This is a genomic window from Bacteroides mucinivorans, assembly GCF_034654355.2.
Lineage (GTDB): Bacteria > Bacteroidota > Bacteroidia > Bacteroidales > Bacteroidaceae > Bacteroides > Bacteroides nordii.
The window spans coordinates 3,731,870-3,756,485 of the sequence record NZ_CP178179.1; the positions used below are offsets into that span (position 1 = coordinate 3,731,870).

15 protein-coding genes are annotated in these 24,616 nt (G+C 39.5%); all 15 read right to left on the bottom strand.

Annotation, left to right across the window (positions count from 1 at the left end):
• Nucleotides 1-30: 30 nt before the first annotated feature.
• Nucleotides 31-1,854 (bottom strand): FAD-dependent oxidoreductase, encoded by a 1,824-nt coding sequence (locus VCM39_RS14465; RefSeq protein ID WP_221648841.1) that lies wholly within the window; start codon nt 1,852-1,854, stop codon nt 31-33.
• Nucleotides 1,841-3,040 carry an alginate lyase family protein gene (locus tag VCM39_RS14470; RefSeq protein ID WP_289292921.1) on the bottom strand — a complete coding sequence of 400 codons (1,200 nt, stop codon included), beginning with the start codon at nt 3,038-3,040 and terminating at the stop codon, nt 1,841-1,843. The genes VCM39_RS14465 and VCM39_RS14470 overlap by 14 nt, the downstream gene beginning before the upstream one ends.
• Nucleotides 3,041-3,071: 31 nt before the next feature.
• Nucleotides 3,072-4,259: a glycoside hydrolase family 88 protein gene (locus tag VCM39_RS14475; RefSeq protein ID WP_289292920.1), complete on the bottom strand. Its 1,188-nt coding sequence runs from the start codon at nt 4,257-4,259 to the stop codon at nt 3,072-3,074.
• Nucleotides 4,260-4,277: 18 nt separating this feature from the next.
• Nucleotides 4,278-6,008 carry a hypothetical protein gene (locus VCM39_RS14480; RefSeq protein ID WP_289292919.1) on the bottom strand — a complete coding sequence of 577 codons (1,731 nt, stop codon included), beginning with the start codon at nt 6,006-6,008 and terminating at the stop codon, nt 4,278-4,280.
• 7 nt (nt 6,009-6,015) lie between these two features.
• Entirely contained in the window at nt 6,016-8,175 is a 2,160-nt protein-coding gene (locus VCM39_RS14485) for a cellulase family glycosylhydrolase (protein WP_322932994.1), read from the bottom strand.
• A gap of 109 nt (nt 8,176-8,284) precedes the next feature.
• On the bottom strand, nt 8,285-9,466 hold the full coding sequence (locus VCM39_RS14490) for a leucine-rich repeat domain-containing protein (RefSeq protein WP_002561799.1): 1,182 nt from the start codon (nt 9,464-9,466) through the stop codon (nt 8,285-8,287).
• 426 nt (nt 9,467-9,892) lie between these two features.
• The gene (locus VCM39_RS14495; RefSeq protein WP_221648847.1) at nt 9,893-11,068 is read right to left on the bottom strand and encodes a glycoside hydrolase family 5 protein; all 1,176 of its coding nucleotides are present in this window, start codon (nt 11,066-11,068) and stop codon (nt 9,893-9,895) included.
• 31 nt (nt 11,069-11,099) lie between these two features.
• Entirely contained in the window at nt 11,100-13,907 is a 2,808-nt protein-coding gene (locus VCM39_RS14500) for a glycosyl hydrolase 115 family protein (protein ID WP_322932993.1), read from the bottom strand.
• 30 nt (nt 13,908-13,937) lie between these two features.
• A complete protein-coding gene (locus VCM39_RS14505; RefSeq protein WP_221648849.1) occupies nt 13,938-14,627 on the bottom strand; it encodes a polysaccharide lyase family 7 protein in 690 nt (229 codons plus the stop codon).
• A gap of 79 nt (nt 14,628-14,706) precedes the next feature.
• Complete coding sequence (locus VCM39_RS14510; protein ID WP_221648850.1) at nt 14,707-15,819, bottom strand: glycoside hydrolase family 105 protein; 1,113 nt, start codon at nt 15,817-15,819, stop codon at nt 14,707-14,709.
• 22 nt (nt 15,820-15,841) lie between these two features.
• Nucleotides 15,842-18,136: a glycoside hydrolase family 3 N-terminal domain-containing protein gene (locus VCM39_RS14515; RefSeq protein ID WP_322932992.1), complete on the bottom strand. Its 2,295-nt coding sequence runs from the start codon at nt 18,134-18,136 to the stop codon at nt 15,842-15,844.
• 92 nt (nt 18,137-18,228) lie between these two features.
• Nucleotides 18,229-19,557, bottom strand: coding sequence for a trehalase family glycosidase (locus tag VCM39_RS14520; protein ID WP_322932991.1), 1,329 nt, complete (start codon nt 19,555-19,557; stop codon nt 18,229-18,231).
• Nucleotides 19,554-21,761, bottom strand: a complete 2,208-nt coding sequence (locus tag VCM39_RS14525) for a glycoside hydrolase family 3 C-terminal domain-containing protein (protein ID WP_322932990.1) — start codon at nt 21,759-21,761, stop codon at nt 19,554-19,556. Before VCM39_RS14525 ends, VCM39_RS14520 begins: the two co-directional genes overlap by 4 nt.
• Before the next feature lie 5 nt (nt 21,762-21,766).
• Entirely contained in the window at nt 21,767-22,588 is an 822-nt protein-coding gene (locus VCM39_RS14530; protein WP_195449802.1) for a LamG domain-containing protein, read from the bottom strand.
• Between the two features lie 8 nt (nt 22,589-22,596).
• Entirely contained in the window at nt 22,597-24,609 is a 2,013-nt protein-coding gene (locus VCM39_RS14535) for a glycoside hydrolase family 97 protein (protein WP_221648854.1), read from the bottom strand.
• Nucleotides 24,610-24,616 lie beyond the last annotated feature (7 nt).

The following is a 24,616-nucleotide window of genomic DNA, read 5'->3' on the forward strand; positions in this document are numbered from 1 at the left end:
GAAATTAAACACCTTATCTGCAAGGCTTAATCATAATACACTATCAAGCAATTCTTTCAGATGATTTATATATAACTGACGGGGAGAACAATGATTCTTTGAACACAAAAAGGCTGCCAATCCTATTACTTCTCCCATCATTCCGGTAGTACGTTGTACACGTACTGTACCCAATGCAATATGAGTGACACTAATGTTACGTCCCGCCATAAACAAGTTTTCTATATTACGTGAATACAAACAACGATAAGGGAAAGTATACACATCCTTCCGCTTATCCGGATGGACTGCATATGCTATAAATTCTTCTCCGGGAAAATACTTCGAATTTCGTTTGTCCGGATAATGTAAATCAATTCCCCAGGTAGCAGTAACAATCGCATCCGGATAATCCACTTTATTCTTAACATCTATACCTGTCAATAAAACATCCCCAATTAAACGGTATGATTCGCGTTTACCTGCATTATAAGATAAATACGCCAGTTTGTACTTCCCATATTTATCTTTCATATAAGTTTTGAGGTATGCCCAATTACCATAAATAGCTCTGAAATTATGATCCCTTATCCGTTCGGCATCTTCTACCGTATGAAAATTCCCGAATCCGGTTTCCCAGTTCCAGACCGACTTTGTCAGTTCAAAATGATAATCCGAAGTAAATTTCAACATCCATTCTTCTATCGGAAATTCAGAAACCTTATCTGTTAACGTAGCATACCACTGATTAGAGGTTCCCATAGTCAGTCCATCCGGCTGTTCCGGAGCCTCCGGTTCACCTGTCTGCGCTCTGCTTTCACGGCCGTAAAGATGATCAGCACCGGCTAATAAACCTAAAGAGGCATCTCCTGTACAATCTGCAAACAATTGACCTCCAAAATGATGTATCTCCAATGTATTTGTATTTATAGCCTTTACCCCGCTTATTACAGAACCATCCATATCGGCCGCATATACATGCATATTTTCAAACAAGGAAATATTCTTTTCATTTTTAACAATCTTCCACCTCCAGTCATCTCTATACGTAGAAGCATCTTTATTGCCTACCCCGGCAAAGCCATTATCAATCTCTCTCATAATAGCACCAATCTTTGAATATCGGTTTTTAAAGAGATCTCCATCTGTAGGAACTCTTATCTCCGAGCTGCTGTTGCCACCTAATACGGGACGGTTATTAATTAATGCTACCTTTAGTCCTAATCTCGCAGCCTGTATAGCAGCACATATCCCGGCAACTCCCCCTCCAACGACAATAAAATCATATTCACCCTCATTATACGGAGCCGGTAACCGAAGCATTTCCTGTCTGAAAAGTCGTAAACTTTCCGGATCATCGGGCAATTTAGTATCTTTGGATTTTGAGAAAAACAGAGCATCACACCTTCCGTCAAAACCTGTCAAATCTTTCAAACGAATTTCCGTTAATTGTTTATTTATACACACAGTTCCACATTGATACCATTTCCATTCAGCGTCTCCTGACGCTCCAAGTGTTTGTTCCAACTCTTCTCCATCAATTGCTATCCTGAATTTACCAGGTCCGTTCGGATAGGGTGCCCAATCTTTTGTCCGTACCCAAACATAGTAAATGCCTGTTTGTTGAAAAAACACCTCGGTTACAGCATCCTCTACCGCCTCCCCCAAACCATGAGCCAACAAATAAGGTGAGCCCATCTGATCGATAAACTGAGTATCTACCGACCAGCCCCCTTTATTCTTAAAAAGTTCGGCCTCTACCAAAACAGACTGGCAATAGGCTGTTATTATCATCCCCCACAAAAGGCATATGCATACAAACATAAACCTTTTAATGCGGATACCCGTTTCAAGATATTTTTTATATCCAATCATACTTCAAACTTTTTCCATACAAAGTCTGCAAATGCCTGACGGCTTGCATCAGAATAGTTGAGTCATATTTCTTTGCCGCCCTTTTCATCATTGGCAAAGCGATCCGTTCCGTTTGCTCATTCTCACGCACACTCCCCCACTCCCACTCTTTCTGTCCGGAAAGATAAGGAGCCAAAAACAAATAAGCAGATTGCAGATTGTATCCATCAGGCGTTTTATAATTCCAAAGATCTTCACCAATACGTTCTCCGCATTCTGCCAATACAGTAAAAGCTCTCAAGCCGTATACCGAATAAGAAAAAGCCCAATCACGTTTCATTTCATGTGGCAGACTACCATTTAGTGCAATCTGTTCCCGTATCTGCTGCTTTCCAAATTCAACCATTTCTTTTACATATTCCAGCTCACCCGTATACAGAGAATAAGCGGCTATTTGTGCAGAGTACCAGGTACCATGGTTATTTTGCGCTTTCTTTTCCTGTATCCCAAATTTACTAGTACGCAACCACTGTACATAGTCAGAGAACCATTGTTTCAAAGCTGTATCATCTTTACCGGTCCAACTTTCAGACAATGAAAGTAACTTCACACAATCTGTCATTTCAACCAATGTCACTCCAAAAATAATACCGATCGCCATTCCTTTATAAACTCCGGGAAGGGCAGACGCACATTCAAAATGTGGATTCATCCGGGTATCTTCATCAATAAACCACACCCGCAGCAGCTGAGTTGCCTTCTTCGCATATCTTTCATCCTGAGAGTAAAACCAGGCAAGACTCAGTAACTTAATTCTATCAACCGTATTATTATACCTGGCAAGATCAAATTTCGGACCGTTCGCTTCCGGATTAATACTACAGTCCTTTCGAATATAGGGCATACCGTCGGCACTTTTCGGATTAGGCCATGCATATTTTCCAATCGCATAAAAATCGTGTTTATCTCCCGAAGGGGGAAGCATACCATCCGTCACTGTCTCCGGTTTCAATGCAAGACAGGCATCCGCTTCTTTTATCAAATCATTGTAGGACTTAATAAGTGAACTTTCTCCATTTTTTATACCATCCCTCGTCTCTATAAGTTCTGAGAGGTCAAAACCTATCATAGGCGAAGGCTGTTGGGCAAATACACACTTAACTCCGAAAAAACAAGCAAATAAAAAAGAATAAAATATATATTTCATACGTAAATTCATTTATCTCGGTTTTATAAATCTATTCGGACTTTACTTTCTGGTAGCGCAATAAGGCCTCAACATAATAATAATCAGCATAAGTGAGAGGAACATCGACTTCAGAGTGTTCCATCAAACTCCCAACCGAGTGTTTTAAGATAAAGTTTCCGTTCGTACCCGGCTCCGCCAGGTATTCGGGAGAGGTAAGTGTTTTCAATTGTGTCTCAGCCATCATAAGACATTTCCGGGACAGTTCACCCTGAATCATCGTACTTAACTCAATGAAAGCAGAAGCCATTATAGCTCCGGCAGAAGCATCACGATAAGTATCCGGTATATCAGGAGCATCATAATCCCAATATGGAATACCATCTTCGGGCATACGCGGATGAGTTAAAATGTAATTTGCAACTTTCTTCGCATGCGCCAAATAATGTTGTTGTTGCGTTTCTCTATACATCATAACATAACCATATAAAGCCCAGGCTTCTCCCCTCGACCAGGAAGATTCGTGAGAATAACCTTGTCGGGTATGTTTCTTTTCCGGTTGCCCGGTGATAGTATCATAAGATACCACATGCCAGCAACTATAATCCGGCCGAAAATGATTTTTCAAAGTCACATCCGCATGAGAACGGGCTATAGATGCAAAACGCGAATTATCTGAATTTTTTGAAGCCCACTCAAGTAATTCCAGATTCATCATATTATCGATAATGACCGGATACTGCCATACCGCCCTATTAAAATCCCACGAACGAATGACTCCGATATGATCTTTATAACGGGTAGACAAAGATTCCGCACCTTTTAATAACACCTGTTTGTATTTTTCATTACCAGTCAGACGATATCCATTACCAAAACTACAATACAGCATAAACCCTACATCATGATTTCCCTTATTATATTTCTCCTTTTCCACCCGGGAAGTATAATCACAAGCATACTCTTTCAAAAGAGTATCACCCGTTGCTTCATACAGATACCAGAGTACTCCCGGAAAAAAGCCACTGGTCCACCACTTCGAGTCCGATGTGATGAGTTTTCCTTCTTTATCAAGTGTTCTCGGCAATAAAGTCTTTTGTTCCCATATGGATTTTGCCATTAATTTAGATTGTTCTACAGAAACAGACAGTCCTTTCTCAATAACTGCATCCATTTCATCTTTCCCAGCACAACCCATAAAAATCGCAATGAACAACAGTGCCAAAATTTCTTTTCTCATATCTTATTTTTGTTTGATTTATCTCAATATTTTTAAGCATTTCGATTGTCCGTTCACAGTAGCAATAGCAATATATGCTCCCGACCGAAGATCCTGAACAGGGTATGTCAGATGCCTACCATTAAATTCTGTGCTTTCTATTATACGTCCTACAGTATCAACTATATCAATCCGTACATCTTCGGCATGTTCTGTTTGAAAAACCAATCCGGAAGAGTCCCGGGTAAATATAAACTTAGTTTCCTGAGGTATCTGTTCCAAACGAGTTATCTCCGAAGAAACTCCGGGAATAATATGAATCTGTTCGTCCGCACTCAATGTGTAATAAAAAGCCACACTCCAGTTATACAGAGGATAAGGTTGACCATAAATAGTGCTACCTTCTCTGGAGCAAACTTCATTTACAGGTCTTAAAGAGTTACCGGGTTCACGATAATAAATATACTCTCCGGTTGAGTTTTTAGCATCCAGATCAACGTATGTGAAGTAAGCCGGATAATCATCACTATCCCGTAAATTACCATGACCTCTGGTCAAGGCCGTATTTTCTCCAATACCTGCATAAATGATCTCAAGTCTTCCCCCGGATAAATCTCTCTGTGCTGTTAAAACAACCCAATCCCCTTCTGTTTCTACCTTGCTCAACGATTGTTTTATCCCATCTTTATAGACTTCAAAGCCATAGTTCTTAAATTTAGCCCCGGTTGTCCATGTGTCCAATACCAAGGGAGGAACCGGAACATGAAACCGGATTTTAATCTGTTTCGGATTGGTAGTCCGCATGATCTTTTCCGGCTGTAAAGGTTTGAATTCTTCCCCAAGGATTTGTGTTCTGTAATAAACCTTTGCCATCATTTCTCCATACCAGCGATATCCATTCGGATCTAAATGTCCACCACGATCAGGCATCGGATAAACAGGACCTGCACAAATTATATCATCTTCTTCATTAGACGCTTCCAATTGTGCCATACCAATAGGAAGCTCTTTTATTTTTCCATATTGGCAACCCGTCTGATAAGTAATAAAAACCGGTTTTTCCGTTTGTCCATAAGTTGCTATGATATCTTTTTGCATGTTGTTTTTCAGTGTTATCAGCAACATCTTATATTCAACTTTATCAGAAGTTGATTTTGATCCGCTTATCAATCCGGAACCTTTATTCTCATAATTATTTTCCCCTTGCATAAAGAAAATTGCCGGACAGGAGATTGTGCTTTTATCATATTGTACAGCCAATGCTGCATTGGTTAATGCATTTTGAAAATCCGACACATAATGACAACGGCCAGGAACTTCCGATTCTTTCGAAAGTTCTTCTATAGAACGACCACCCGTACCACAAGACGTTGCTATAAAACGTCCTCCTATCTTTTTCTGTAAATGGTTCACTACGCCATACAAAGGGCATTCGGCAGTAATCGTACCCGCTCTTGTAAATGGATATAAATCAGTATCTCCCACACTATTCTGTTTTGCCAGCTTTCCCAACAAAGGATTTATTCTGCTTTTATCAGAATTCCAGTAATTAATCCATATATGTTCACCAAGCATATAATTCCCCGGAACGTTCTCAACCGATAACAGCGGATAAGATTGTGCTCCTACTGATAAGCTCTGCCCATACATAATAAAATGTTGATATGTGGTATTCTCTGATATTTGTCCACTCACGCTTTTGGCCGGACTATTAGCAGTTATCGCATTCGCCAGGAATAAAAATGAGATAGAAGCAGCGTTAATTTTCATACCTATCTTATTCTGCAACTTTACTTAACTTATAACTGTATTTATCGTCAACAACCAGAATATAAAATCCTTTGGCTAAATGAGAGGTGTTAATATCAATATCAGAACAAGTTTCTTTTTCCAGCATTTTTATACCAGATAAAGTATACATCTTAATATTATTCTGCCCCCCTTTTATCGAAACAGACTCGGAAAATATGACGGGGAAAACTCTAATTTCCTCCGGATATTCTACGTTAGAAAGTGAACTCGCACTACCACCTTCCGGAATGATCAAAGTCGTATTACCTGACACTGTACCATTCAAACCTACAGCAAACTGTAATGCCCCATTAGCCTCACTCGTATCATATTGATAAATACTTTCGTTAATAGACTTCCCGGTAGAATAAGCACAAGGAGTCCATGAATAACATCCGGTACGTACTTCTATTTCTGCGGACCAAATCCACGCTGTATCATTTTTTTCGATGACATGCCCTGTAGAAGGGAATAAATTGAATTTAGTACCTCGTCCACGGGTCGTTTCATCAATCACCCGTTGATCCCGGATATTCCCACTATTATCCAATATACCAAAATTAGCTTTCCACCCCCAAATAGAAAATGCAATATCATTCTCCCGAAAAATCTCTGCTACATCGCGTATCCACTTTTGTTTAACTTCTTTATTTGTATTACTGATACAACCATATTCAGAACAATACAGCTTCAACCCTAACTCAGTTGCGCGATTTATAGCAACTTGCATCTGTTGCTTCAAAATAGATTTATTATAAAAGCCATTATAATAATTCACAACACTCTTATGTTTCTCATTTTTAATAGCATCCACATCCTTTTTAGCAACAAGTTGCCCCGGATAATGCAAAGGAATAACCAAATCTTTCAAACCATCCATCCAACTGGCCTGATAATGAGTAAGCAGGTGTGGTGAATAAAAATGAAAAGCAAGGATTAATTTCTTATCGTTTTCAGGAAGGGTTAATGTAGACAATGCACTGGCCGAATTGTGACTGATGCCTCCTACTATTAAATAACGATCCGGTTCGCGTTCACGTATCTTGGCAATAATTCGCGCCGACAAATTATTCCACACATCAGCATTCGGTGCGTTGGCTTCATTCAGAAGTTCGTACGCTAACAAACCAATCGGATAATGTCCGAATTCCTGTGACAGTTTATCCCAAATATTAACGAGTTTGTCCTGTTCGGCCTGTTCTTTCCATAATATAATAGAGTTCTTATCATCATTGAAATAGTGCGAGCGGGTAATATGCATGTCCAATATAATACGCATATTATACTCCTTGCACCATGCAATAGCATCGTGAATAAGTTGCTGGGTTTCCGGATTAAAATTCAAATCTGTATCAAAAACTTCTTTTTCATCAACAGGCAATCGTATATGATCATATCCCATGTCTGCCAATTTTTTTAAATCTGTTTTCTTGAAGTAATTGATAGCACTTCCTCCCCGGTTACTCGTCTGCGAGAGCCACACTCCGATATTCACTCCAGAGCCAAAGTCAAATTTATCATCCGAAAAATTGGGTATTGCATTATGAAGCACAAATTCATTTTGCAGGTTTGTACGTGCATTAGCCGGCTCATTAGGCTTTCCTCCTACTAAATAAATATTCTCTTCACTGAAAGTACCTGCATTCGTTTTTTCCCCTTTGCTCTTATCAATAACTTTCAATACTACAGGATATTTTTCATCCTGAATCGTTATTTCAGTAGTCCCGGTCACTTTCCCCGAAGCATCTACATTAAAAGTCAGCTCATCTTTCTCTCCGTAGTAAGCAACCACTTTGTTCAAACTATTATAACCTGCCGACTTCATACATGGCCGCCAGGAATGTTCACCTATAGGGGCCTGAATCGTTGCCTGCCAAATCCAGGCAGTATCATTCTTCACTACTTCTCCTGTAGTTCCAGGCATCTTGAACAGAGGATAATACCATTTTCCTCCTCCTTGTCCCTGAAACTTCAGTTCCTCACTCAAACCGGCAACTATATTCTTCTCATCCTGACTGATATCATTACTTGTCCGTACTCCGAATGTCTTATCAACTACCCTAAGCGTAACCGGATAATTTTGTGCAAGTAAAGTGGCCGAAACAGAAAAGATAAAAAACAGAGAGATTATTTTTTTTATTTTCATACTTTAAATAATAAAAAGAGATAAAATTAAAAGCAAAAAGATAGTAGCTAACGGCTTCACTTTTACTATGAAGCCGTTAGTATGAATCTGTTTACCCCAAAAAACTAATTTATTTCTTTATAAACTTAACTGCAGTATCATCGTTTAATTGCAGAAAATACATACCATTTACCAAATCGGAAACATCAAAAGTGAGTGTTCCCTCAGGAAGCAGGTTTTTCACCACAGTTCCTGCCAAGTCTATTATTTTTATACTTTTTATCATAGCAGCATCCTGAACAGAAATAGAAATTGTGTTCACCACAGGATTCGGGTATATACCAATAGCAGTAATTTCTGTATTCTCAATTCCCGTAGGTGGTTCCAAAACATCATAAATATCCATTTGATTCCACGGTGCCACAGCTTCATAAGCAGCTCTGGAACCTTTAGGAATATATAAAATCACTTTTCCCAATTCTATACCAGTAAAGGCATCTTCTGTTGTTTCCGGAGGAGTCATACGATTTAACTCAATATCATTCAGCATCTTCTGATTTTTAAATGCATTGGAACCTATTTTTGCTAACTTCTCATACATCGTTAATGAAGTTAATGAAACAGGCCGGGTATTGGCATTAAAAGCAGAACTTCCAATCTCTGTAATACCCTCCGGAATATAAGAGATTGCCACAGAGGTCTGAGCAAAAGACAGAGCTCCAAGTACTCCCTCCAATCCAGCCGGCAGTTCCTCCAATGATTTCATAGCATAAGCCTGATAAAAAGCATATCCTTCAATCGTCTTCAGACCTTCGGGTAATTTTTCCAGATCGAGGCTGCCACAACCTGTAAAACATCCTTCCCCCAACTTAACCAGAGTATTAGGCAAATTAATTTTCTTCATCTTGCTGAATTTCCGGAAAGTACGCGGACCAATAACCTTTAAACCGGCCGGTAGTACCACTTCTTCTACCTGCATTCCGTTACCTTTTATATCAAATGCTCCTGTACTTGCTCCTTCTTTATTACCGGGAGTACTGTCATTTTCAAATTTAGCAGTACCTAAATCCAGCTTTTTAAGAGAAATAGTAGGAAACTTTGCTGCGATTGCCGAACAATCTTCATAAGTCACATTGGCATCTCCATTAATGATCAAAGTCTGAATCTCTTCTGCTCCGGTAGTTCCTAAAGCCGCATTTATTTCAGCTTCCATGGCCCCTGCCGTGGTATGAGTTACTGTTAATTCCTGCTGTGCGTTAATCCCCGTCGCTACAAACATTGAAATAGCCAAAAGTGTAATTTCTTTTTTCATAATAAATTTAATGATTAAATAAAAGAACAATTTTTAAATATAATAGAGGTTGCAACACTATATCGTTATTTTAAGAAGGTGCGTGTTCTAATAGTAGACAGGCCTTTTATATCTATATTACAAACAAAGGATATAAATGTAATCACTATCTAACAGTTATTTTTCAGATATTCGAAAAAATAGCTTAATAGTTCGAATCTAACAAGTATATACTTTAATCGATTATAATCCTATATATGTAGTAATCGATTATACATAATCTTACTATACAAAAGTATACTTCTTTACCCTCACAACATCCGGATGTTTTGTACAACAACATCCGGGTGTTGTCTGGCTAATATATAGAGACGAACATCAGCAGAGTATTATTCAATCACTGTAAGAAAGTATATAAATCTGCTATCGTCGTTTAGTCTTCCTTATTTATTGGGTTAATGCATCTATCACACGCTGGTCTTTAGCCGTACCATTATCATTCATTATACCAAATCCGGCCTTATATCCCCATACGGAAAACGCAACATCATGTTCTTTACAAATTGCTGCCACATCACCCATCCAGTTCAGTCTTACCGTAGGATCTGTATTCTCTATACAGCCCACTTCGCCAATATGTATCTGTAATCCGGTTTCTTTCGATTTATCTAATGCGATTTGTATCTTTTCTGTCAAAATAGCCTTGTCATAATATCCATTATAATAATTTACGACCCGCAGATTTTCAGAGTCCCGGATGGTATCCACATCCTGACGGGATACCAATTGTCCCGGATAATGTAATTTGATAGTCAGTCGTTTTAATGCCGGCCACCATCCTGCCTGATAATGCGTTAATAAATGGGGAGTATAAAAATGTACTGAAAGCATAATATTCGGATCATTCTGGGGAATTTCAAGTGTGCTCAATGCCCCAATCGAACTATGGCTACTTGCATCAAGCACAATCATCCGATCCGGTTCCAATACGCGCAATTCATTTATCAGCCTGGAAGACAGCTTATTCCATTGTCCGGGAGTATCCGGAACCGGTTCATTCAGAAGTTCATATGCCAAAAGGCTGTTGGGGTATTGATTAAACTCAGCAGACAGTTTTTTCCACATATCAGATAGTTTATCCTGCTCAGCTTTACTACTCCACAAAGTCATATTTTCCGTATCATTAAAATAATGAGAACGAAGAATATGAAAGTCGAGAATAACACGCATATTCAAATCTTTACACCACTCAACAGCTTTATGAATCAGCCTACGTTCTTTTTCTTTCCACTCACCCTTTTCCGTAAAGATCTCAACCTCGTCTACCGGTAAACGGATATGGTCAAATCCCCAGCCTGCCAACTTCTGCGCATCTTTTTTAGTAAAGAAAGCATCTACTCCCACTTTCCGCGTAGAAGTTTGTGACAACCAGCCACTAATATTTACTCCTTTAAGTATTTTAAAAGAATCGTGTTCCCAATCAACTTCGGGTAATACAGAGTTCTCCGGACCTGTTTCGTCCGGAGTATTATCATCATTCCCACAAGAAATAATCCCCAACAAAAGCATACATCCCATCAAAACACTACAAATCAGAAGGGTACGGTAAGTTCTTCTTTTCATCGTTCACTATTTTAAATTTGTATTTAGTACTCTATCTGACAGGAAACTGATAAAATTTTCGTTCCACATCAAAATCCAACATTAATTGATCAATAACTACATCATTATCCAATGCCTTAATACGAATAATGTGTTTTCCGGGAGTATCAAGCTGAAAAAAAGTTTCTTTCAAGGTTTGCCCTCTCAGAACATTTGTTTTCCATTCTTCGGTCCCTACTACAGCATCATAGGCTACAATCCGGGAAGGCAATTCATCCACAGAAACCGAATATCGCAGATGACCTCCATTCACAGCATGTCCGGGTAATAAAGCAGTACGCAATACTGCGTTACCAGAAGATGCAGTATACACTTCGTAAGTCAATGTTTTACCTTTTGGAAGCAGTACGGCCGACTGGCTGTGTCCAAGTCCTTTTATTATTTGAGCATCCGGTTCTCCATTGTAATCCGACGCATTCCATGCAATCATTCCCCGTGTCTCAGCTTTTACTCCGTCAGGTAACCGAGCAAACGATATGTTAAAATCATAAGTTTGCCCGTCTACCTGCAAACGGAATTTCTGTTTTGTGTTTTTCAATAGTTGTACTTTCTCCTCTTTCACCTTCAATGCCAGTGTCTTTTCATATAGTAGTTCCCGTTCTTTCTCTATAATATCCAGCCATACCGGTTGTTCAATGACTTTCCAGTCAATCTTCCGGTTTCCCCGGCTGAATAAGGAAAAAAGTAACTCAGCATCTTGCCCTAAACTCCATAGAGGGAGTTCTATTACCTTATCCGGCATCAAAGGTCCTATGTGTCCATCCATCCAGATTTCTGCCGGAAGCAAATGATTCCTCTTTACTTCATCCGGTAAGACCGATGCTTCAAAAACAGGTAGTTTACGAGGAGCCATGTCCATCATTCCATCCCATTTCCCATTCTGAATATCCTTATTATATGTCATTGTCAAAGCTGCTATTTCATTGTATGCTTCACGGCTTTTACGGGCATATTCATTGGCCACTGGATAGTAATATGTTGCAAATAAACGGGCTTTTTGAGCATACAAATGTTTACGATTCATTGCCGATGCAGCAAGAACCGGATATTGTACCAGTTCAAAGTAAGCATCTTTACGGGATAAAGGCACCTGTCCGGCACATGCAAGTACAGATTGCACCATAGCTTCATAACAGTCCACTCTGCTTTGAAGCTCGTCTCCAAACATAAAAGGATTAAATTCGCTATCCTGCACTTCGGTCATTCCCCCTTTACGTTTAGCTTTTTGATACTCCTGTACTTTACTCCAGCCCATAAATTCCGGTTTGCGAACACCTGCCAAATGAAAATACTCTTCAAAGACTTTTGTCAATGGCCCGGCCAGTGACTTTCCGAACTCACGATTCAACCATTGAGTCATATGTTCCGAAATTGTATTTGGACAGATACTATTAATATTCCATGCCATATCAAGAAAAAATTCGATACCATATTCGGCCGGTTTTATATCACCGACATTTAATATCCACAACTTACGTACTCCATAATCCCAAGCTTGTCGCATTTCTTTATATATTAATGCTGGTTGCGTACTATATAGCCACAAATAATCATGAGGTTTTCCAAAATAAGAAATGTGATAATAGATGCCGGCTCCTCCCTTTCTTTTTTGTTCTTCTTTATCATTCAGCCGGGTTATATAACCATAATTATCATCACACCACACAATCGTTACATCTTCCGGTACTTTAAGACCGTTATTATATATATCGAGCACCTCCTTATAGGGCATGAAAGCCTGAGGAATCCGGGTAACATCGGTTTCCAAAGATTGAGTAAGCAAAGTTCTCTGGTCAGCTATCACCTGAGACAATACCTGTGTCTGTTCGTCCAAGCTCCCGGTACCCTGCATTTTACCATCATGAACTCCACGCATCCCGATAGTATATATATTTTCCGAATGCTTCAACTCATTCAGACGTTCCATCCAAAAGGTTTGTACTTCTTCCTTGTTAGTCACATAATTATATGCTTCTCTCCGGGTTTTATCCCATTCACCATTTGTGTTTCGCATCAATGGCTCACAATGGGAAGTTCCCATTACGATACCATATTTATCAGCCATCTCTCTGGCACCGTCGATAAAGTAAAAAGGAGTGGAACAACCATGCATTGCCGGCCATAAAGTGTTTGCCCGCAAACGAAGCAATAATTCAAAAACTTTTTCATACGTTTTTATCCCAAGTGTAGTATGAGGTTGAGGATCAAAATTTTTCGTACTCCAGGGAACTAATCCCCAATCTTCGTCATTAATAAAGAAACCTCGAAACTGAACCGAAGGAGACTGCACATTTTCATATCCGGCAGGAAGTACACACGATTTACGCTTCTCAATAGATACATCAGCCCACCAATACCAGGGAGAAACACCCATAATACGTGATAGCTCTAAAATGCCATAGGCTGTCCCACGAGCATCACTTCCTAATACCAGTAAATATTGTACGTCTTTTCGTTCCACTACTTTTATTTTAAAAGCTTCCCATTTACCTGCAATATCATCTGTGGGAATATTCCAGTCGGATAAATAGCGGTCAAAAGAATATTCTTGCCCCAAAGTCCCAATCAGAAGCCGGGCATTCTTCAACAAATCAGTCTTTACCGGTAGTTGTCCGGACACTGCCTCCATATCAGCAATAAATAAGTTTACAGCAGTATGAACTACATCGGCCTCATTCTGTGAATGATATACCGTCAGCGGAGTAGATGTACTCACTAACTCAAATCCCCACATATTATTCGGTACGATTACACATCCCAGCACAAGCAACAAATATCTCACAACAATCATTTTCATCATCTTCTTATTTATGCAGTTTAATTACCTCTATTATGGTTTGAAATAATATTTGATATTCTTTATTTTTACCTCGCTTACTTCACTTACTGTTGAATAAACCCCACATTTAAAATAATAAGAAGGAGCATCTTCTTTCACTCTAAAAGAACGGATTAATTTACCATCCACATAAACATAAATCTGACGTTCTGTAAACATATGTACCACATTCAGATGTACCCACTTATTGTAGACAGGAGAAACAATATCATGAGAATCATGCCACTTCAATGTACCTCCATTCTCTTCATAAGCTTTAATATTAATAGCAACAGGATAACCAAATATTTGCATCACTGCGGTACGATGTGTTCCTTCCACTACATAATAATCGGCTTCAAATTGATGATTGCCTTCAGTATAATCATTTCGCATACGGAGTTCACAACGGGGAGAAGTATGATCACCTTGCTTAAAGGGTTCATCTCCCTTGATTATTTTAAATGTATGTTCGTCATTCTCTTTATCATACGTGTATCTCTCCTCCAGATTCAAATTCCAGGGTTTTTGAATATAATAATCATATGCCTGTTCTACCCATCCCGTACCATGTTTGGGTCCATACAGTTCCGAAACAGGAATGTCATCTACAACTGGCTCGTCTTCACCTCCTCCGCAAGCAGACAATCCCGTAGCAAAACAAAAAAGTATCAATAAGCACTCAGCTTTTAATAATTTCATAATCATAGAATTAAATTATAATTAAAAAGGCTTTATCTGTCATTATTTAGAATAGCAGATAAAAAAGTAAAGTAAACTCTTATCTGTTTACCTCAGTCAAAGAGTATGCACACCATAACATAGGTGCCTGACCATGAAAATCACCAACGATACGAGGACGATCGTAATAATACTGTTCATCGTTCTTCTTACCTGTACCTTTACATACTTCAGTTATATCCCCGTCAGTATTGATATAAGGAATCAGTCCGATCCAACCTTTACGAGCCACACTCCCATACACGTTTACATCCAACCAACCATTTCTTACACCTTGGATCATAGCATATACGAACATGGCTGAACCCGATGTTTCAACCCAGGTATCCGGCTTATCAATCAGCTGATACCATGTACCTTGAGGATTCTGATAGTTCTTTAGCGTTTCCATCATCTTCAGATATCCTTTCAGAATCCGGGGCCTATCAGGATGTTTTTCAGGTAAATAAGACAACATCTCAGCCAGACCTACAGCAAACCAACCATTACCACGTGCCCAATAAAACGGAACATCCGGAGCATGATAAAACAGACCATTAGGCTGCTGAATGCTATCTAAATAAGCTACCATCTCTTTGGCAGCACGATCCATGTATTTAGAATCACCCGTCACCTGATAAGCTTTTGACTGTAAAATGGTAATCATATACATATCATCAATCCACATACGTGTCTGCCAGGAAAGCCCCCTCGCGGCATAAGCTCTTTGTTCAGGAGTAGCATCCTCCGGAAGTTCCCATTGTGCATCGGCGTAAGATATACCTAAATCGTAGTATTTCACATTTTTCGTCAAATTATACAATTCAAGAGGGAGACTACCGAACATATTAAAATCAACATGATTCTTCTTTGGAAATAAATGTTTTTCTGTCGTATAAAGTGGTTGAAAACGTGCTTCCAAACGATCTTGTAATTCCTTATTATTCGTCACATCAGCAAATCTCAAAGCTCCATACCAGGTACAGACTTCCGGATAGGATATTAACCTCGGACTCATATGCCCACTCGCCAAAAAACGTTCGGCAAGTTTTAAACCAATCCGTTCCGGATTACATTCTTCGGGAAACTTTGTAAGACACTCCTGAGCATGACACACTGGAAGGAATATTCCCAAAACACTCCATACCCATATAAGTTTTGCGTATTTCTTCATATAATAATTGTTTAAGTTATTATCATTTGACTATTAATGAAACAGTTTTTAAATCCTGTTCTTGCGAAGAAGCTCCCACCATTATTTTAAAACTACCGGGTTCAACCTCATATTTCTTTCTTGACGTAAAAAAAGCTAACTTATCAGGAGTGATTAAGAAACTCATCCGTTTCTTTTCTCCCGGATTTAAAGTTATTCGCTGAAACCCTTTCAACTCCTTCACCGGACGGGTAACCGTTCCATACTCATCCTGTATATACAGTTGAGCAATCTCTGTACCCTGACAAAGACCTGTATTGGCTAATTCAAAAGATACGGTAACTGCTTCATTGGTATGTATGGTATCTTTTGACAAAATCGGATTTCCATATTCAAATGTTGTGTAACTAAGCCCATATCCGAAATGATATAATGGCCCGGTAGTAGTCAATGCGAATTTACGGGAATATTGAGATGCTTTATGGTTGTATACAGTCTGAATCTGCCCGACGCTGCGGGGAAAAGTGATTGGTAACTTTCCACTTGGATTAACCTTTCCGAACAATATCTCGGCTATAGCCCGTCCACCCATTCCTCCGGGTTCCCAAGCCTCGACAATGGCCGGTATATGTTGCTGTGCCCATGTAACACTCAACGGCCGCCCGTTAAGAAGAACCAAAATAACAGGTTTACCCGAAGCATATACAGCTTCCAATAATTCCTGTTGATGAGTAGGTAATTCCAGGTTATCACGGTCACAATTTTCTCCACAAGTACGATCACTGTTATACCGTTCAGAATTCTCTCCTACCACGACAATATTAATATCTGCTTCAACTGCTTTCTGTGCAGCAACCTTAATCAATGCGCGATCCATTTTCCTTATTTTATTGGAAAAACAAACCGTATCAATTACAGCATCCGGTGCCTGTTGTTGTATTCCTTCCAACACAGTTATCACATTTTCTTCCGGCTGCCGCGTAGTCCAATCTCCCATTATCGTCGGACTATCGGCATTGGGTCCTGTAACAAGAATCTTTTTATACCGCTCTTGTTTCAACGGAAGTAAACAATTATTATTTTTCAACAAAACAATTGATTGTCTTGCTGCTTCTAATGCAGTAGCTTGATGAGCCTCTGTATAGATAAGAGAACGGGAAGCCGGAATATCAACCAAAGGATTCTCAAACAATCCCAACCGGAATTTAGTCTCTAAGATTTTATAAACCGCTAAATCTATTCTTGTTTCCGAAATATATTTATTCCTGACTGCCTCTACAATCGCTTCCAAGAAGCCATCTCCCTGCATGTGCATATCAACCCCTGCTTTCACGGCCATACGAAACGCTTCTTCTTGGGAAGGAGCATAATGATGCATCTCATGCAAACGTTCGATATCCATCCAGTCACTTATCACAAATCCTTGAAAGCCTAATTCATTTCGCAGAATTTCTTGTAACAGATAATGATTGGCATGACAAGGAATGCCATTCAATTCATTATGAGCCGGCATAACCGTAGCCACATGAGCTTTATCGATAGCCTCAGCAAAAGGGGACAAATACAAATCGCGTAATTTCTGTTCAGACATATCCATAGGTGCAGCATTGATTCCACCGGCAGGTTCTCCTCCACCTACAAAATGCTTGGCACAAGCTAATACTCCGGAACCATCAAAACCATTCTCTCCCTGTAATCCGAGAATCAGTGCCGTCCCCATCTGTGTCACCAGATAAGTATCCTCTCCAAAGGTCTCTCCTACACGCCCCCAACGGGCATCACGAGCTAATTCAATATTAGGGTTAAAAGTCCAGTGTACTCCTGAAGATCGCATTTCAACAGCAGTTTGCCGACCTATTTCTTTCAGCAAAACCGGGTTAAAAGAAGAAGCCATTCCAATGGAAGTAGGATAAACCGTACAACCTCTATGCATACAATTTCCATGAACGGCATCGATAGCTATCAATAAAGGAATTTTCAGACGGCTCTTTCGGGCTATCATTTGCAGGATATTTGCTTCTTCAACACTATATACATGTAAACATGCCCCTACTTTACCCAAAGATATATTCCGGGCTATTTCATTGGATTCCAGCAGTTTCGAAATAAGGATATCGGGATCAGCGTTTTCAAATACAATCGATTTGTCTTTGCGTCCGTATTGTAATCCTACGTATTGACACAATTGAGCAACCTTCTCTTCCAACGTCATTTGCCGCATCAGGATACATATTCGTTTATCTATCGGAAGTGACGGGTCAAAATACCGTTCATCAATCGTCTCCTGACAAAAAGAAGAAAATAGCAGCCCAACCAAAAATAATAAAGCGTGTTTCATTTTGGATAAATCTTTAAAGTGTTTTTCCCTTTATATATGTATTACAAACAATAAAGGCTTTTGTAATCAATCCGGGCAAATCATCCCGATTATCATTTGTCTGAAGCCAAATATTGAGAAACCCAGACAAATGTTCCGGCGGTCCAACCAAGCATAGCAGGTAGCTTATATTCGTTTGTAACATTCACATTACCTTCATTCACATTATATTTCTCCCACAGATTACCCGTTGTCTTATAAATATTCACAACGGCCATTTGATATTTTCGGGCAATACGGAGTGCTTCTTCTTTGTAACCATACCGATCGAGCCCATTTACTGCCAGATAATTCAGTGGTGCCCACCCATTAGGATACGACCATTGATAAACAATCCCATACTCTTTATTCTCACATGCAGATATACCATACCGAAACTCCAATAGACACAATACCGCAGGAATCATCCGGCGAGCTTCTTCATCGGACAAAACTCCATTAAATAAAAGGCTGAATACGGCAGCCGAAAGAACATCGGAACGCTTCTCATTGAGAAAATCATAATCATAATAGAGTCCGTCATTATCATCCCTACAATATTTTCGTATCAATGCCTTACGTTGTTCCGCTTTCTGATACCATTGCTGTGCCTCCTCTTTAAGGCCTAATTCTTTTGCAAAAAACTCAAAGTTCTTTTCATATCCATAAAGGTTGGCATTCAAGTCTATCGGACAAAAATGTTCACAACGTGTCTGAAAGCGGGGACTAAAATCCCATCCGGATTCACACTCAGCAATATAGTGAGAGGCCACTTCCAGACGTTCTCCATCACTCATCCGTTCTATTTTATCACGAAAGCCATCACCCAAACGCCTTTGCAAAACAGAAAGGATTCTCTTTTTATCAGAAGTGGTTGCTTCATTTGAATATCGGTTCAATCCAATAGGAGTGAGACGTCGCGTCATCCAAAAGAAATATTCTTTTTTCAAACCGGGAAGTACTTTTTTCAGCCATTCTTTATCATGGGTCTTCAGATAAATATGTTCTACCATCTTACTCAGATATGGCGGTTGAGAACGGTTTTCAAAAAAAGTCCGGTTTCCGTTCAGCATCTTCCCATAGCGCTCAACCATATAGAGCATATTCTCTACATTCGACTGAGCCAAATCGATATAACCATCCGCTATCAATCCTTCCCCCGTAAAAAAAGTATCCCAATAGTACATTTCCTGAAAAGAGTCATTCATACTCGGAACGGTATAACGATACGGTAACCCAATCAAGGTTCCCGTATCTTCAGGGCTGAAACGGACCGTTTTATTCCATGAAGCCGCAATGAAATCATGCACTTTTTTTATATCTGCCACAGAAGCACATTGCTGCGCATCAGCTTTATTTCCTAATCCAAGCAACAGCCCGATAAAACATACAAGAAATTTCATTGCCTTACTTTTACCTTTACTGTACTCTTGATATCCCTTGAAGAAGCCCCACAATATAAAGTATAGTAATCTGGTTCCACAATCCAAACCTTTTTAACATCATCGAAATAGGCAAATTCTTTCACTGGTATTGCAAGAGATACTTCCTTACTTTCTCCGGGAAGAAGCCTTATTTTATCAAACGCTTTCAGTTCTTTCACCGGACGTAAAACAGAAGGCTTATTCTGTCCTACATACAACTGAACAACTTCTGATCCTTCCGATTTACCTGTATTAGTCAAAGTAAAACAAATTCTAACCGTATCACCTGAAAAATATTCCTTCTTATCGGTTGTTACTTTTCCATATTCAAAAGTGGTATAAGACAAGCCATAACCGAATGGGAATAATGCCGGAATTCTTTTAGTATCATGCCAGCGATACCCAACCAAGATATCTTCCTGATAAACCACATTCAGTGTATCACCAGGATAAGACTTTTGCCCATAATAATGAGCGCCGTTATCTGCCAGCTTTTCGGGTATACTGAAAGGTAACTTACCTGTTGGAATTACGTTTCCTGCTATCACATCAGCAATGGCATGACCGGCTTCCGAACCAAGATACCACGATTGAATCAATGCCGGAACTTTATTAACCCAAGGCATGGCTACCGCATTGCCACTGATTATTATTACACCGACATTCTTATTGACATTCAAAAGTGCTGTTAGCAAATCATCTTGTCTATAAGGAAGATTATAATCCAAACGATCTACCTCTTCGCAGTCTTGATATTGATTCTTGTTTAACCCACCGAAAAACAACACAATATCTGCATCTTTCGCTACATTGACTGCTGCCTGAATTAACGAATCAGCCTTCTGTTGAGGTAACAGATGCGGATGGAACTTACTGGGTCCGGAAGTATACCCGACAGAATAAATAATTTTATCATCTCCATAAAGTGCCTTAAGTCCTTCTAAAGGAGATATTTCTTTTTTTACTTTTAATTCGGAAGAACCGCCTCCTAAAGTCAAAGAACGCACTGCATTATCTCCAATCACTGCTATCTTTTGATACTTCCCGACCGGTATCGGAAAGAAATCCGCTTGATTCTTTAATAAAACAATCCCTTCTTCAGCAATACGGCGTGCTACATTACGATGTTCAGGAGTACTAAAACTACCATAACCACGATTACGATTCATATTGGTACGGAAATTTAATCTTAAGACACGCCGTACTTTATCATTAAGGTCCTTCATGGGTAGCTCTCCATTCCGTAACTTTACCAGATATGGTTTTGCCAGATAATAATTATCATATGCCATTTTCTCCGTATAATTCAACCCATCGGTACGGGTTCCCATCTCAATATCCAATCCATTGGATGCTGCCTCATCCGTATCATGAGTACTTCCCCAATCGGATACAAACACTCCATCGAACCCCCACTCTCCTTTCAATACCTTATTAACCAGCCAGTCGTTGTGTGTACAATATTGATTCTCATATTTATTATAAGACCCCATTACAGACCATACATGCCCCTTTTCAACTCCCGCTTTAAAAGCGGGAAAATAAATTTCACGCAAAGCTCTTTCACTGACTATAACATTGATACGTTTACGCCAAAGTTCCTGATTATTAGCTGCAAAATGTTTCAGACAAGCTGATACCCCATTCTGTTGCACTCCATGAATATAAGGAACCACCATTTGAGAAGCCAGATATGGATCTTCACCCATATATTCAAAATTTCGTCCATTCAATGGGGTTCGGTAAATATTCACACCTGGTCCCAGTAATACTTCTTTTTTCCGAAACCGTGCTTCTTCTCCTATAGCTTTTCCATATTCTAATGATAATGCAGGATTAAAGGTTGCCGCCAGACAAGTTAACGCCGGAAATGCCGTACAAGAATCATTTGTCCAACCGGCATGCCCCCAACTGTCCCAGCTGATTTCTGCTCTTATTCCGTGAGGACCATCACTCATCCAAAGTTCCGGGATACCCAAACGCGGACAACCGGGTGTACTGAATTTAGACTGCGCATGAATCATAGCCACTTTTTCTTCCAGAGTCATCCGGGACAAAGCATCTTCTACCCGTTGTTCTATACTCTTTGAATCATCCAGATAAACAGGAAGCTTCTCTTGACTCCATACATTAAACCCATAAAAAAAAGAGATAACCAACAATAATTGAATTTTCCGTATCATAATAATTATTTATTTATATTTGAAGATAAATAGCGCATTTCTTCCTTCGTCAAAGCACGGTCATATACAGCCAGTCCACCGATTTGTCCCACAAAAAAGTTTCCCATTTCCCCGGAACGATTGACTGCACCAACCGTAAAATCACTTCCCTGATAACCTCCGTCAAATAACCCCAAGTCATACTTATAAGGATTACGTTCATTTCGTACATCCAGATATCCGTTTACATAAACGCTAACTTGTTCCGTATCATAAGTAAATCCGATACACTCCCATTCGGAATACGGAATCTTACTTTTACCAATCGCAGCGTCCATACAATATTTATATCCTTCGGTAGCACCTCCGGTTCCGGACACATGTCCTCCTACTTGCTGACTACTGCCCCATATCCGTAAATCCAGAAACAAACAATATTGTCTCTTTTTCCGGGTTTCATCCCACATTCCGGCAACCGCTTCACATTGGCTGTATTGTTTCACATCACGCTTAATCCATGCAACAACAGTCACCTCTCCTTCCTTTCCATGAATGTTCAATGCAGGACATTGAGCACGAGGTATATAAAACCATTCTCCCTCTTTTATCCGTGCAGAATATTCACCAAAAACACCCTCTTTTACTCTTTCTATAAAAGGAGTTCCTTCTTGTAAGGCATATTGACAACGTCCGGAAGAAATTCTTTCGGTCCCACTCTCTTCCATAAAACTCCAGAAGCATATCAGATTATCGACGCTTTCCGGTTTTACTTGTGTTTGTGCCAACATGGGAAATATATTAAATCCCCAAAAACCAATTAACATAGAAATAATATTAATTCCTCTCATCCGGCTTTCTAATCTTTAAATATTTTCATTATATATCCGCCACCCGGAGCCATTGTAAACGACAACTTTCGTTCAGAAGGTATATCTACTACTTCCCGTTTATAGTCTCGCGCTACTTTATCGGCATTTAATCCGTCCCGAAATATCTCAGCCTTAAAGTTGCCTTCACCTAAAAAGCTCAAATCCAGTTCTATGCTACGTGTATCCCAGTTATTAATCGATGCGACATACCAAACATTCTCTTTTTTACGGGCCAGAGTCAAAAACTTCGTTATTTCTCCATTCAAAGCGAGAGTAGTATCCCATACAACAGGAATTCCGGCAATAAAATCGGTACATTCCGTTTCCTTCATATAAGCAGAAGGTGAATCACAAAGCATACTGAAAGGAGATTCAAAAATAACATACTCAGCTAACTGCCGACATCTTGTTCCCTGACTCATAGGTTCACTGTTCACCGGACGATAATTTTGCTTGCTCGCATTACGCATTGTGCCCTGAGTATAATCCAAAGGACCTGCAACCATACGTATATACGGCATAGTCACATCATAAGTGACCTGATCGACATTGGGAGCCGCCCATTTCATGTGTTCAAGCCCCTGAACTGCTTCAAAAGTCAATACATTCGGACAGGTCCGGTTCAATCCGGTTGGTTTATAAGTCCCATGAAAATCAATGATAAGGTTATATTTTGCGGCAGTCTTTGCTGCACTATAATGAAAATTAACCATAGACTGATCATCCCGATCCATAAAATCAATTTTAAAACCCTTTATTCCAATCTCAGAATAGTGCTTACAGACTTTTTCAATATCCTGCATAAACGGGTAAGAACCCGTCCAAAGGACGATACCGACATTACGCTCTCTTCCATACTCGACCAGTTCTTTCAAGTCCAGTTCATCTACCACATCCAGGATATCAGTACCTTTATACCATCCGGCATCTATTACAATATACTCTAAATTGTTATCGGCTGCAAACTGAATATAATACTTATAAGTTTCATTATTGATACCAGCAATAAAATCTACTCCATAAAGACTACAACTATTCCACCACTCCCATGCAGCCTTACCAGGCTTTATCCAAGAAAGATCTCCCAACTGATTAGGCGTTGAAAGACGATATACCATATCACTATTTGCCAATTCAGCATCTTCTGCAGAAACAATCAGAGTACGCCACGGAAAATTCGTGTGTCCTTCACACTTTGCTATATAGTTTTCACGTGTCAATACAACTTCCTGCATATTCTCAACTCCCCCTTGTTTCACAGTACGGGGATAAGGAGCAAAAACGCCTTCCAAAGTATCAGAATCTCCTGAATTATTAAGATACATGCCCGGATAGTTCAATAAGTCAGCTTCAGTCAGGCAAACCTTCTTTCCATGCCCCAGTTCTACCAATAAAGGCATAAAAGCAAGACGTTTCGGATTCCAGTCTGATAAATTCATATAAGAGTACGTATTCACAAATGACTTAAAAAACTGCTCCTCAAAAGTTCCTTTATTCCCTCTGTTATCAGCATGGTATCCATTCTCTCTGACATAAGCCACATACGCCCTGGATTGTTTCGGAAAATTAAAAACAGCCTGTTCATTTTGTACACAAAAAGACACTTTCTTTTCAGAAATGAACCGATAAGCTACTCCATCATCATATACCCGGAATTCCAGAGCATAATCTCCTTTGAATTTAAGGAGCAATCCATTGTAAATATCCGCAACGACCTTCTTTTTATAAATCGGAGCGTCTATGTATTCTTTGACCGTCTTGATCTCGGCTTTCCTAAGAACAGGATTCACCCCAAAAACGGTTCCATCTGTCAATGACATAGACACAGGTGATTTCTCTAAAACGGTATCTTCGCCATGAGAAACTGTATATTCTACCTTATCAGTAATATACACTTTCAGAGAGATCATCTTATCCGATGATTCTATATGATAGAATTTCTTTGCCGAAAGCTGAAAAGCCACCAAGGTGAAAAAAAACACCCATATAATTCGTTTCATGTTTTTA